The organism is Flavobacterium sp. HBTb2-11-1 (assembly GCF_009826975.1).
Classification (GTDB): Bacteria; Bacteroidota; Bacteroidia; order Flavobacteriales; family Flavobacteriaceae; genus Flavobacterium.
Map to the genome: position 1 here is coordinate 110,726 of NZ_WUMO01000011.1, position 13,110 is coordinate 123,835.

10 protein-coding genes are annotated in these 13,110 nt (G+C 34.9%); 2 read left to right on the forward strand and 8 right to left on the reverse strand.

The genetic code is table 11. The features are described from left to right. Positions 1 to 52 precede the first annotated feature (52 nt). From GR162_RS20200 to GR162_RS20235, 8 genes are all read right to left on the reverse strand, one after another. Positions 53 to 1,666 (reverse strand): glycoside hydrolase family 3 protein, encoded by a 1,614-nt coding sequence (locus GR162_RS20200; RefSeq protein ID WP_160783601.1) that lies wholly within the window; start codon positions 1,664 to 1,666, stop codon positions 53 to 55. A gap of 2 nt (positions 1,667 to 1,668) precedes the next feature. Beyond that, positions 1,669 to 2,118 carry a GNAT family N-acetyltransferase gene (locus GR162_RS20205; RefSeq protein ID WP_066032493.1) on the reverse strand — a complete coding sequence of 150 codons (450 nt, stop codon included), beginning with the start codon at positions 2,116 to 2,118 and terminating at the stop codon, positions 1,669 to 1,671. Between the two features lie 191 nt (positions 2,119 to 2,309). Beyond that, positions 2,310 to 2,651, reverse strand: coding sequence for a hypothetical protein (locus GR162_RS20210; protein ID WP_008462036.1), 342 nt, complete (start codon positions 2,649 to 2,651; stop codon positions 2,310 to 2,312). Positions 2,652 to 2,672: 21 nt separating this feature from the next. After that, complete coding sequence (locus GR162_RS20215) at positions 2,673 to 3,995, reverse strand: MFS transporter (protein ID WP_008462038.1); 1,323 nt, start codon at positions 3,993 to 3,995, stop codon at positions 2,673 to 2,675. Beyond that, positions 3,982 to 5,553, reverse strand: a complete 1,572-nt coding sequence (locus tag GR162_RS20220; protein WP_160783602.1) for a glycoside hydrolase family 10 protein — start codon at positions 5,551 to 5,553, stop codon at positions 3,982 to 3,984. The genes GR162_RS20215 and GR162_RS20220 overlap by 14 nt, the downstream gene beginning before the upstream one ends. 124 nt (positions 5,554 to 5,677) lie before the next feature. Beyond that, positions 5,678 to 6,886 carry an anhydro-N-acetylmuramic acid kinase gene (locus tag GR162_RS20225; RefSeq protein WP_160783603.1) on the reverse strand — a complete coding sequence of 403 codons (1,209 nt, stop codon included), beginning with the start codon at positions 6,884 to 6,886 and terminating at the stop codon, positions 5,678 to 5,680. 305 nt (positions 6,887 to 7,191) lie between these two features. Next, positions 7,192 to 7,425 carry a hypothetical protein gene (locus GR162_RS20230; RefSeq protein WP_008462042.1) on the reverse strand — a complete coding sequence of 78 codons (234 nt, stop codon included), beginning with the start codon at positions 7,423 to 7,425 and terminating at the stop codon, positions 7,192 to 7,194. Positions 7,426 to 7,958: 533 nt separating this feature from the next. Next, positions 7,959 to 8,771 (reverse strand): mechanosensitive ion channel family protein, encoded by an 813-nt coding sequence (locus GR162_RS20235; RefSeq protein WP_160783604.1) that lies wholly within the window; start codon positions 8,769 to 8,771, stop codon positions 7,959 to 7,961. A 200-nt stretch (positions 8,772 to 8,971) separates the two neighbouring features. Here GR162_RS20235 and GR162_RS20240 point away from each other — a divergent pair, with 200 nt between their 5' ends. Both GR162_RS20240 and GR162_RS20245 read left to right on the forward strand, forming a co-directional pair. Then, positions 8,972 to 11,878: an FAD-binding and (Fe-S)-binding domain-containing protein gene (locus GR162_RS20240; RefSeq protein WP_160783605.1), complete on the forward strand. Its 2,907-nt coding sequence runs from the start codon at positions 8,972 to 8,974 to the stop codon at positions 11,876 to 11,878. 41 nt (positions 11,879 to 11,919) lie between these two features. Continuing rightward, positions 11,920 to 12,876: a YARHG domain-containing protein gene (locus tag GR162_RS20245; protein WP_160783606.1), complete on the forward strand. Its 957-nt coding sequence runs from the start codon at positions 11,920 to 11,922 to the stop codon at positions 12,874 to 12,876. Positions 12,877 to 13,110: the final 234 nt, after the last annotated feature.

Consider the following 13,110-nt stretch of genomic DNA (forward strand, 5'->3'; position numbering starts at 1 on the left):
GTGATTATAAATATTTATAAGTTGATAAATTTTGACTATTTAATATTTTAACTTATTGAATGTCAATATTTACTGGTAAAACGCCGTTGGAAATATTTTTTTCTAAAAATTGAACTCCTGCTGTTTTTTGAAATTCTTCAAAATCCTGATATGCCTGAATTAATCCTAAAGCTTTTTTCAAGTTAGGAATTAAAGGCAATGCGTATGGATTTCCGAAAACAAAAACAATGCATTTTTTGGTCTGTAATAATTCAGAAAGCAATTCAAAAACTTCATTATTAACTTCGAAATTGTGCAATGGTTTTGCTTTTGGAACAAACAATGAAATTAAAATGGTATCAAAATTTTCTAATTCTTTTTTGATTGTCGAAATATCCGAAGTTTCTAAATTTTCAAAAGCAAATTCTGGTGAAGGTAATTTTGCATTTAAAGTTTTGAAAAATGTGTTCTCGGTATTTTTATATAAGCTCAGTTTGGCTAATTTGCTGTTTTTCTGAGCTTCAAAAGCTAAATCAGAAATTCCGTTATCGATGATTTTAGTAATAGCATTTTGAGCAATTTCAAAATTTAAATTTGATGTTTTTTCGAAGTTCAAGTCGCCTGAAACAGCCGTGTTTCCAGAAAGAATTCCGGCTTTTTCTTTGGCTTTCATAATTCTGTTGTAGCTTTCAAAAATACGGTCTGGCGAAGCATTTTTATAAATCGCTTCAATTCCTTCAGGAACATTTTCGGCGAAACATAAAATATCATTTCCAGCATTAAAAGCTTCCCATTCTAATTGACCTTTGGTTTCATACAATTTAGAAACGCTGTGCATGTTTAAAGCATCAGAAATTACTAAACCATCATAACCTAATTTATCACGTAAGAGACCCTGAATGATTGCTTTTGACAAAGTTGCTGAGATATCTTTTCCGTCATTTAAACTCGGAACCGATAAATGTCCGATCATGATCGAATCGACATTGTTTTCAATTCCTTTAATGAATGGATATAATTCGTTATCTAATAATTCTTCCAAAGTTTGTTTTAAAACAGGCAATCCTAAATGCGAATCGACATTAGTATTTCCGTGTCCAGGGAAGTGTTTTAGACAGCCTAAAACGCCAACTTCTGACATTCCTTTTAAATATTCGATAGCAAAATCGGCTACTTTTTCTTTGTTTTCACCAAAAGAGCGATAACCAATAACGGGATTATTTGGATTATTGTTGATGTCTGCCAAAGGCGATAAATTATACTGAATTCCGGCTGCTTTTAAATCTAAACCGATTTGTTTTCCAACTTCGTATACCAAATTGGCTTTGTTTTCTGGCAAAGCGCCAAGCGTAATCGCATACGGATATTGCGGTGTTTTTTCAATTCGCATGGCCAATCCCCATTCCGCATCAATACTGATTAAAAGTGGAGTAGAAGCGGCTTTTTGATAACGTACGATCAAAGCTTTGATTTTATCATAGCTGTCATCATTAAAAACTACTTTTTTCTTGCTTTCGTAATTGGTTGCAGCACTCGCACGGCTGTGAAAAAAAGTCAGTCCGCCAATATTATGTTCTTTTATAAGGCGTTCGGTTTCTTGAATATTTTCTTCAGTATCATTGATGAATACTGCTGGAAAGAAAAATTGTCCTATTTTTTGTCGTAATGCTTCGGCGGTAATTTTCATTATTATAAAGTCTTTTTCATGCAAACACTATTATCCATTTTCTCGTATGGAGGATAATTAGGAATTATGCTATAATTTAATTTTTGATATAAGTTGATGGCTTCCGGTTGGTTTTTTCCGGTTTCTAAAATCGTATAAGTATAACCGACTTCTTTTGCCCAGATTTCAAGTGCTGCTAAAATGGCAGAAGCGATTCCTTTTTTTCTATGATCTGGACGAACGTACATTCGTTTAATTTCTGTCGTATCTGGTTCTTTTTCGCGAAAAGCGCCGCAGCCAACAGGAATTCCATTTTCATAATACACGATTGTATGTTTTATTTTGTCGGTTTTATTAAACTGATTATAAAACGCATGATCTTCGCCATCTCGAATCGCTAAATCTTGATCTAACAAAACAACCAGATTTATAAAATCGGTATCGTCTGAATTAGTGCGTTTTAAAGTAACCATGTCAAATAAATTTAGGTATCTTGTTTTTTACATTAAGGCATTAAGTTCATAAAGCTATGGCTTAAATTGCTTAACCTATTCGAGGTAAAAGAAAATTAAGCTTAGCGTCTTAGTTTTACTTTATTTTATTCTTTTCAACAAGAAAGTTCATAAAGCTTGGGTTAAATTACTTAATGTCTTAATGGTAAAAATTATTTCAACTTTGCCTTCTTTTGTTTAGCCAATTGTTTTTTAGTTTCAAGCGCTTTTTCCAATCGGTTTTTAAAACGGAAAAGTTTTGGCAATCCTTCCAATCGGTCTTCAATTGTGATGATTTCGTAAACCACAATTGCTTTTTCTAAAACGCGGATTTCATTGTCCAGATCGTTTTCGTTTTTGTAGATTGTTGCTAATCGATCGTAAGGATGATTTCCTTTAAAGCCTTCTGCAACATTTTCTTCATACAACTCAATCGCTTTTTCAAGATTTCCGTTTTTTTCGAACTCTGATCCTTTCAGATTTCGTTCGTTCTGCAAATTCTCATTGATTTCCATAGGTTAAAGTTTGATTTGGGATTAAACTTCTTCTGATTTCTTCCCAAAATCTTTTGGGAATATTAAAAAACGTGATAAAATAAGACCTGGAATTGTAGCTATTAAAACCCATACAAAGAAGTTTTGATAGCCTAAAAATTTCTGAATATAACCGCTTAACATTCCCGGAAGCATCATTCCTAATGCCATAAAACCAGTTGCAAGTGCATAATGTGCTGTTTTTGATTCTCCTTCTGCAACATGTATTAAATACATCATAAAACCTGTAAATCCAAAACCATAACCAAATTGTTCAAGAACAACCGTTATGCAAGTATAAAGATTTAATGGGGAATTTATTTCGAAAAAATATAAATTTATATGAAGATGAAAAAGCTCTTGTGGCTGAAAATGAGCTAAACCAATAAAACCAAGTATAGGAAGGTGCATCGCCAAAAACATTGGAAGCATCCATTTCGTAAGACCGTGTTTAGAGATTGCAATACCTCCTAAAATTCCCCCAACGGTAAGAGCAAAAATTCCCAAAGTGCCATAAATAATTCCAACAGCTTCGGTGTCTAATCCCATTCCGCCCAATTCTCTTTTATCAAGCAAAAACGGACTTAACATTTTTAGCAATTGTGATTCTCCTAATCTGAAAACCAAGATAAAAGTCAGAATTAATCCGATTTGTTTTTTCTTAAAGAAACTGATAAATATAGTTCCGAAGTTTTGATGAGGAGTTTCTTTTTCGGTTTTAACGGCATTGATTTCATTTTTTGGTGTAAAAATGAAATTGTAAGCGGTAATAAATGTCATCAATAAACCAACACAAATCATCGTATAAGACCAAGCTTTTGTATTGTCGCCATATTTATGTTCCAAATATCCTGCAAAAAGTACTACCAAACCATTTCCTGCGAGCATAGAAAGTCTGTAGAAAGTGCTTCTGATTCCGATAAAGAAAGATTGTTTGTCTTCTGGCAAAACCAATAAATAGAAACCGTCAGTCGCAATATCATTCGAAGCCGATGCAAAGGCAGCAACCCAAAATATAGCTAATGACATCATGAAGAAACCGTTTGTGGGAATCGTTAATCCGACCAATAAAAAGGCAATTGAAATTATTAACTGCATCCATAAAAACCATTTTCTCTTGGTTCCGATTAATTCAATAAGCGGGCTCCAAAGCGGTTTTACCACCCAAGGAAGATATAATAAACTGGTATAAACTCCGATGTCTTCATTTGAAATTCCTAAATTTTTGTACATAATTACCGAAACCGAAATAATTATGGCATACGGTAATCCAGATGCAAAATTAAGAAGCGGAATCCAGAACCAAGGTTTGTTATCTGTTTTCATTAGGCTGATTTGGTGTATAGTTTTTAAATGGTTTTTTGAGGTCTATAGCTGTTGGTGTGCTTTCGTTGGCATAATAATCAATAAAAGTTACCGCACAGGCTTTGTAAAGATTTAGTTTGCCGGCGGCAATAGCAAAATTGATTTTGCCGTCAACTTCTTTTATGGTTACTTTTTCAATGATTTTTGTAGCATCGTTAATATCGATTTTCGAAACATGTTCGCCTCCATAAACCACCATATAGCGAACCTTTGTATTTAGCGGACTTTGGAATGTGAAATTATATTTAATGCTGTCTTTACTATATTCCAAAACTTTTGGAGTATCGATAATAACATGTTTTAAATTTGGAACCGCTGCAGGAAGTGCAGGATATTTATATTGATTTTCTTCTAAATGGCGAACCACATCAAAGTTTTTGCCCATAAACCATTTTGAACTGAAATAAGCACTTCCAGAAACATTTTTAAAGGTTCTTAAAAAATCAATCTGATTTGGAATTTCAGTCATATAATTCCAGTTTTTATCGCCGTCAGCTCTAATTTTATATGTAGCATGCCCGATGTAAATGGCTGTGTTATTAGCATTTTCCGACCACCATTTTACCAATTTAGAATAAGAAGCTCTAGTATTGTTCATGCTCCAATACAATTGCGGCAGAATATAATCGATCCATTTTTGATCCATCCAAAGCATCGGATCGGCGTACAAATCATCATAATTTGAAGTAGATTGCGTTTCAGAACCTCTTGGATCTTGATATTTGTTTCGCCAAACCCCAAACGGACTAATTCCGAATTGAACCCAAGGTTTGCTTTCTTTGATTGTATTGGAAATCGCATGCACAAAGTTGCTCACATTCGCACGACGCCAATCGGAGAGGCTTAAACCTGCTCCATATTTTTTGTAAGATGCAGAATCGTTAAAAACTTTTCCTGGAACAGCGTACGGATAAAAATAATCGTCAAAATGAATCGCGTCGATATCATATTTATCAACGACTTCTTTCACCACTTTTGTTAAATGTGCCTGAACTTCAGGCAAAGCAGGATCATAATAATATTTTCCGCCGTATTCAATCATCCATTCTGGATGCTTAAAAAGATCATGATTTGGACTTAGAAGATTTTTATTTAAGTCGAAAGTGGCACGATACGGATTTAACCAAGCGTGAAATTCAAATCCGCGGTTGTGCGCCTGCTCAATCATCCAAGCTAAAGTATCGTAATACGGATTTGGGGCCAAACCTTCTTTTCCAGTCAAGAAGCGTGACCAAGGAGCAAATTCAGATGGATAGATAGCATCACCCACACTTCGAACCTGAACAATTACAGCGTTATAATTTAGTTTTTTGTAGGCTTCTAAAATTTCAAGATAATCAGCTTTTTCTTTTTCTACGTTGTCTGTTGCTGTTTTTGGCCAATCGATATTTACAACCGTTGCAATCCAGACACCTCTAAATTCATTTTTTGGATGCATTGTTTTTTCCTGAGAAACAGATTTCCATCCAAAGAAAAATAAAAATATAATAGAGTATAATAAGTGCTGATTTTTATGCATTTCAATCTTTTTAAACAAAAACCAAAAATAGGCTTAATTTTTTTTCTGCCACAAATTCACGAATTTTATTTTACGCAAAGTATTTAAAAAATAATTCGTGAATTCGTGGCTATTTTTTTTATTTTCAATCTGGGAAAGAAATTTTCCCCATTGTTACTGACGGAATTCCTTTTTGTGAACCAAAATTATAATTGCCGCCAGCAACAGTTTCATTGGCCAAAACGGCAAACAAAACTGCTTCTTTGGCATCGCCTGAAATTCCGAGAATGTCGCTTTTTTCAAATTTACAAGATAATAATTCCTGCAACCACTTCACCATTAACGGATTTCGAGCGCCGCCGCCAGACATATAAACTGTAAACTCTTCGATTGGAGTTTTAGTATTTTCTACAACAAACAAAACCGCTTCGGCAATCGTTTCTGCGCTCAGACGTGTTAAAGTGGCCAGCAAATCTGGTGCCGAAATATTCTGTAATCCTAATTTTACCAAAGCCGAATTCACAAAATCATGATTAAATAATTCCTGACCAATAGTTTTTGGAAAGCTTTTCTGGAAGAAAGCATCGCTTTTTAATTCGTTTAAAAGTTCCTGATTTACAGTGCCGCTTTTTGCGATTTCTGCATCTTTATCGAAGCTTTTTTCAGGGAAAAATTGTTTCGTGAAAATATCAATTAAAGTATTTGCTGTTCCGGTATCGGTTACAAAAACTTCCTCGGCATTTTGTGAAGCGGGCAAATAAGTAAAATTGGCAATTCCGCCCATGTTGAGCATGATTCGGTTTGCTCCTTTTTTGCTGAATAACAAATAATCTCCGTAAACCGCCAAAGGAGCGCCTTCGCCACCCGCAGCAACGTGTTTTTGTCTGAAATCAGAAAGTGTAATAATTCCTGTTTTTACCGCAATATGATCGCCGTCGCCAATTTGCAAAGTAGCATTTGGAAATTTTTCCTGCTGATGTAAAAATTTAGGAGCATGAAGAACTGTTTGTCCGTGCGAAGCAATCAAATCGACTTCTGTTGCGGGAATATTCCATTTAGCAAGACAATCATTAATCATTCCTGCGTGAAGGTTTGCAATCCATTCATTTAATAAAACCAAATGCTGAAAATCGATTGTTTTCTGCGCAAATACTTTTCTGATTTCGGTTTTAATATCGTCGTTGTAATCGATGGTTTCAAATTGTTGTATTTTGACAACCGTATTTCCACCTTCGCCCGAAATTTCGCAAAGAGCCAAATCGAGTCCGTCAAGAGAAGTTCCCGACATTAAACCTAGTATTTTTCGAGTCTCTTTTTGAGCAATTTCATAGAGAGCTTTTATATTTTTATTCATTTCAACTAATCTTAAAAACGCAATTAATTTGGAAACGCTAAAATGGGATTTATTTGCGTATAAATTTAGAAAAAAGAGATTTTATTGTTTCTAATTGGAATAATTAACAAAAAATCAAAAGAGATGGAATATTAATGTTTAAATATGTCGCTCCACTGGAGCTTTTGTGACGACGAATCAAAATGGCTATAAATATTTCGCTTCTCCGAAGCTAGTTTGAAATAACTCGAAAGACCATTACAATTGTTATCTTAATTAATGAAAAAAAACTCGACTTAAGAAATCGAGTTTTTTCTTTTTAAATTCTACTCCAACTCCAAATAAGGATTTAAAGTTTCTGCTAATTCATTGAGCCAATAAAAACTGTCTCTTAATTTGATGATTTCGCTTTGAAATGTTTCATGTTCGCTCAAAACACATAAAGCGAGCGTAAAATTTACCTGCCTTAATGTTTTAGCCATTTCAACAGGATCGATTCTGTCGTTGAAAAAATTCAAAAGCTTGATTTCGGTTTGTTTTGAAATTGTGTTGGTACTCATAATCTTTGTGTTTAGGAAAAGAACCCGCACAGCTAAGGTGTCCTACGCCACAAAGTGCGTTGCAGTTGTTTCCAATACCGCCACCATACCGCACGGGCAAAAGTTTTTTTGATATCATATTTCTTTGTGTTTAGGATTGTAAAGATATCAAAAAATATTTTAAGTAAGAAAAAGATTATATTTTTAAAATGCTTTATTGCACTAAATCATCTCTCCGCAGTAAATATAAAACGATATTTTGAGAAAAGGTAAACTCAGTGAGATTTCCATACAGTTTGTCATTTCGAAGAACGAGAAATCTTCGCAAGTAACCGCAACAGTACGTGCTCAGCATACGAAGATTTCTCCTTCCGTCGAAATGACAAGATTGGGGAAATTTGTTATGTCAATTTTTTGTTTCCATAAGCCTTCGACTCCGCTACAATCGTTTTTTATGTTTTTATGAGCCTTTTTCGATGGATATAAGATCACTCAAGATGACAATTTATTTAGAGAGAAACCTTTGTCACTTTGCAACTTTGGGTCTTTGTACCTTATTTCAACACAAACCCATTCTCCTTCAATTTCTTCAAAACCGCTGCAATAATCTTAGAACGGCATTCAGAATTTTGAATCGTTGATGCAGTTTTAACCCAATAGCGAACATTCAACTGAATAACACCCGCAGCGGCGACATCGGTAATTACGGCGGCATTTTCGTGGTCTTTTTCGGTTACTTCTTCGCTGTTGCCTAGAACTTCTTTTACGAGTTCGATGGCGCGTGTATAATCAGAACCATATTCTAGTCCGACTGTGAAAGTCTGAAGTAGAAAACCTTCGCTGTTGTAATTAATTAAAGTGTTTTTTATAAGAAGGGCGTTCGGAATATAAATGATCTTAGAATCGCTTTTTACTTCGGTATCACGCAGGTTGAGGTTGATTACTTCACCTTTTACGCCGTTACTTTCGATAATATCTCCAATAGAAAACGGACGTTTGAAAGCGAGCAGAATTCCCGCAAGGAAATTTTCTCCAATATCTTTCAGCGCAAAACCAATAACGAAAGCTGAGATTCCAGCGCCAGCAAGCATACTTTGTGCAACGCCTTCGAGACCAATGATTCGGAAAATAAACAAGATTCCGATAATAATTAAAACCGATTTAATTAATCGGGCGATAAAAACTGCCAAAAGGCGATCGTGCATTTTGGCTTTGAGTCGGTTTCCAGCAAAAAGGCCAACACGGCTCGCAATAAACCATGAAATTAAAACGACCAGAATCGCCAGAATAAATTTTGGCGTAAGATCGACAATGCTGTAATAATAGTTTTCTAAGTGTTTAAAGACGTCCTGAACGAAATTTTCCATGATAATAAAGCCGTAAAATGTAAATTCTTAAAATTACGATTTCGATATTGGGAGCGTTTATAGAATTCGACTTTAATTTTATAAAAATGCGAGGCTGAGGTTTAGATAAATTCCCATTTTGTACATTTTAAACTGCTATATCTTTATATTTGTTGTCTCAATTTTTGAGGAATTATTTTAAAGAAAAAGCACCATTTAATATGTTGACCCAATCTCATTTAGAGCAATTAGCCAGCGAACTCGAAGGCACACTTTTATACGATGATCTTCATAAAACACTTTATTCGACAGATGCATCGGTGTATCGGATTCGGCCAAATGCGGTGGCTTTGCCTAAATCTACAGCAGATATCAGCAGGTTAATTCGCTTTGCGGCAGAACATAATATTTCGATTACGCCAAGAACTGCTGGAACTTCATTGGCAGGACAAGCTGTTGGCGACGGACTTGTGGTTGATGTTTCGAAACATTTTACCAAAATATTGGGTTATGATGCCAAGAAAAAAACAGTTACCGTTCAGCCAGGTGTTATTCGCGATGAATTGAATTTATATTTAAAACCTTACGGCGTTTTCTTTGCACCAATTACATCAACATCAAACCGCGCAATGATTGGCGGAATGGTGGGAAATAATTCATCTGGAACAACTTCGATTCGATACGGCGTTACGCGTGACAAAATTGCTGAGGTAAAAGCGATTTTGAGCGACGGAACCGAAGTGGCTTTTGGCGAATTGACTTCAGCGGAATTTATCGAGAAAACCAAAGGCGATTCTTTAGAAAATAAAATTTACAAAAGCGTTTACGACGAACTTTCGGTAAAAGAAAATCAGGAAGAAATTATAAGAGAGTTTCCGAAACCGGAAATTCACAGACGAAATACAGGTTACGCGGTTGATATTCTGCTAAGATCAGAATTGTTTGGCGGAACTGAACCTACAATAAACCTTGGAAAACTGCTTTGCGGAAGCGAAGGTACTTTAGCCTTTACAACCGAAGTAACTTTAAAAGTGGACGATTTACCGCCACCTCACAGTATTATGGTTGTGGCGCATTATCATACGATTCAGGAATCTTTGGAATCTGTTGTCGTGGCAATGAAGCATCATTTGTACACTTGCGAAATGATCGACGACACGATTTTGGATTGTACCAAAACAAATCGCGAACATATTAAAAACCGTTTCTTTTTGGTTGGAGAACCAAAAGCGATTATGCTGTTTGAAGTAGCATCTGATACATTGGAAGATGCCGAAAATCAGGCAAATGCTTTAATTGCCGATTTAGAAAAAAACAATTTTGGTTATGCGCTCGTAAAGATTTATGGTCCCGATATTGAAAAAGCAAACGAATTGCGAAAAGCGGGTCTCGGACTTTTAGGAAGTATTGTGGGCGACGATAAAGCAGCCGATTCTATTGAAGATACAGCGGTAGAATTAAGCGATTTGCCAGCGTATATTGCAGAGTTTTCGGCAATGATGTTGCGCCACGGACAGGAAGCGATTTATTACGCGCATGCTGGTGCGGGAGAATTGCACTTGCGTCCTGTTTTGAATTTGAAGAAAACATCTGACTTAAAATTATTCAGAACCATTGCGACAGAAGTAGCGCATTTGGTGAAAAAATATAGAGGTTCGTTAAGCGGTGAGCACGGCGACGGAATTGTGCGAGGAGAGTTTATTCCGTTTATGATTGGCGATAAAAATTACGAATTGCTGAAAAGGTTAAAATTGGCATTTGACCCGAATTCGGTTTTAAATATCGGGAAGATTGTCAACGCCTTGAAAATGGATGAAAATCATCGTGTAGTTTCGGGTAGAGTAGAACCCGACATTAAAACGTTTCAAGATTTCTCAGACAGTTTGGGAATTTTGCGAGCTGCCGAAAAGTGTAACGGTTCTGGCGATTGTAGAAAAATGCCATCGGCAGGAGGAGCAATGTGTCCGAGTTATCGTGCAACTCGAAATGAAAAAGAAACGACTCGAGCAAGAGCAAATGCATTACGTGAATATTTGACGTATTCTGAAAAAGAAAATAAATTCGACCAGAAAGAATTATACGAAGTTTTTGAGTTATGCGTAAGCTGTAAAGCCTGTGCTAGTGAATGTCCGAGCAATGTTGACGTTGCCACTCTAAAAGCGGAATTTTTATACCAATACCAAAAAGCAAACGGATTTTCGACTAGAAACAAGATTTTTGCTAACAACGCCAAATTGAATAAAATGGGAAGTAAATTCCCGTCGATTACAAATTTTATTTCTAATCAATCTTTGGTTAAAAAAACAATGGGAATTGCACCTGAAAGACAAGTTCCGTTATTAGCGAAAAAGACTTTTAGAAAATGGTATCAAAACAATAAACCTGCAACAACTGATTTTCCTAATGGAAGATTGTATCTGTTTGTAGATGAATTTACCAATTATTACGACGTAAATATTGGAATTGATGCTTTCGAATTATTAACGAAACTGGGTTATCAGGTTTTGGTTGTCGATCATGAAGAAAGTGGAAGAACCTATCTTTCAAAAGGATTTTTAGAAGAAGCGAAAAAGATTGCGAATCATAATGTAAATGTTTTTAAAGATTTGGTTTTAGCCAACGCGCCTTTAATCGGAATTGAACCTTCGGCTATCTTGACTTTTAGAGATGAATATCTTCGTTTGGCCGATGATAAAGAAGCTGCAGAAAAACTATCTAGAAATGCATTTACAATCGAAGAATTTTTCAAAAAAGAAATTATAGACGGTAAAATCACAGCCGATTCTTTTTCAAAAGAAACTAAAGAGATTAAAATTCACGGACATTGCCACCAGAAATCGTTGAGTTCTGTTGAAGCGACTTTTGCCATGTTGAATCTTCCAAAAAATAATACAGTTACGATTTACAATTCCGGCTGTTGCGGTATGGCGGGTTCTTTTGGTTATGAAAAAGAGCATTACCAAGTGAGCATGCAAATGGGTGAGGATACATTATTTCCAAAAGTGCGTGCCACGGCTGAAAATGTAAAAATCGCCGCTGCAGGAACAAGCTGTCGTCATCAAATTTATGATGGTACAAGTCGTGAGGCGCAGCATCCGGTAACTATTTTGAGAAATTGTTTGTTATAATTTTTTTTATAGCATATTTCAAACTACTTAATTAATTAAAAATGAAGTTTTATTTCTATGTAATACTATTTGCTGCTATTTCAGTTAGTGCACAAAATAAATTAGATTGTTCTAAATGTTCTTCTGAAATTATTGATGAAAGCAAACTGAAAAGTGAGGATATTTTTTCTTTAAAATTATTGAAAAATGAGATTTATGCTAGAAAAGGCTATGTGTTTTCTAGTCCAGAATATGCAGAGGTTTTTAAAAAATATAATTGGTACAAACCAGTAAACGATAACAGCAGTATTGTTTTTTCTGATATTGAAGCAAAAAATATTGCTATTCTTAGCCGAAGAATTAGCGAAATGTCAGAATATCTAATCAATGAAAAGAATAGCAAGTACAAAACTTTATCAGCAGAAAAGATTAATCAAAGTTTCACAAAAGAAAAACGTAAAGAACTCGGAATTAATTTTGTTATTTGGAAGGTTTATGATTACAAAGACAAAACAGGCAGCTATTATTTAGTTTTAACAGAAGATAAATATAAAGAAACAGTTAACGGCAATAATTTCAATAATGCGGTGAAAGCATTTAATTTTAAGATTGAAGATGGCCGTTGGATTAAAACTTTTGAAACCAATGACTTTAAGGATAGCCATGAAGACAGTATATGGTTTTGGTCGAAATACATTTATGTAGAAGATTTTGATTCTGATGGAATTATTGATCCAATTATAATTTATGGCACCAGCGGACCTAATTTGTATGATGATGGAAGAATTAAAATTCTCTTGTATTATAAAGGAAAAAAAATAGGAATTCGAATTCAGAATGGAATTCTTGATGACGAGAGGAACTTTACTGTAGACGCTGATTTTTATGCTTTACCAAAGAAAATACAAGAAAAAATTACAGAGCAAATGTCTATGATGGTCGAAAATAACCATTCGATTTTACCTTACGGGTGGCAAAAAAAGATGGCAAAAAAAATGACTTTCATTTCTGAGCAGTAATTAAGAAGGTACAGGAAAGACCTTTTTCTCTCGCTGATTGAGCCAATTTATATTGTTTCACGCAGATTTTGCTGATTTGAGCAGATTCTGCAGATTATTTTTTAAAAATCTAGACAAATTTTTTTATAGCAATCAAAATCTGCATTATATATTATCTGGGAGAAAAAAAATATAGATATAGATTAAAAATCTGTGTTAACCGTGCAATCTGTGGCAAAAAAAAGTTAGTGTCTT

What these genes read in the sequence shown, in the direction of transcription:
- GR162_RS20235 (WP_160783604.1), bottom strand. Translation starts at nt 8,771, where the DNA reads ATGGAAAATTTCGTTCAGGACGTCTTTAAACACTTAGAAAACTATTAT.
- GR162_RS20210 (WP_008462036.1), bottom strand. Translation starts at nt 2,651, where the DNA reads ATGGAAATCAATGAGAATTTGCAGAACGAACGAAATCTGAAAGGATCA.
- GR162_RS20240 (WP_160783605.1), top strand. Translation starts at nt 8,972, where the DNA reads ATGTTGACCCAATCTCATTTAGAGCAATTAGCCAGCGAACTCGAAGGC.
- GR162_RS20225 (WP_160783603.1), bottom strand. Translation starts at nt 6,886, where the DNA reads ATGAATAAAAATATAAAAGCTCTCTATGAAATTGCTCAAAAAGAGACT.
- GR162_RS20215 (WP_008462038.1), bottom strand. Translation starts at nt 3,995, where the DNA reads ATGAAAACAGATAACAAACCTTGGTTCTGGATTCCGCTTCTTAATTTT.
- GR162_RS20205 (WP_066032493.1), bottom strand. Translation starts at nt 2,118, where the DNA reads ATGGTTACTTTAAAACGCACTAATTCAGACGATACCGATTTTATAAAT.
- GR162_RS20230 (WP_008462042.1), bottom strand. Translation starts at nt 7,425, where the DNA reads ATGAGTACCAACACAATTTCAAAACAAACCGAAATCAAGCTTTTGAAT.
- GR162_RS20245 (WP_160783606.1), top strand. Translation starts at nt 11,920, where the DNA reads ATGAAGTTTTATTTCTATGTAATACTATTTGCTGCTATTTCAGTTAGT.
- GR162_RS20220 (WP_160783602.1), bottom strand. Translation starts at nt 5,553, where the DNA reads ATGCATAAAAATCAGCACTTATTATACTCTATTATATTTTTATTTTTC.
- GR162_RS20200 (WP_160783601.1), bottom strand. Translation starts at nt 1,666, where the DNA reads ATGAAAATTACCGCCGAAGCATTACGACAAAAAATAGGACAATTTTTC.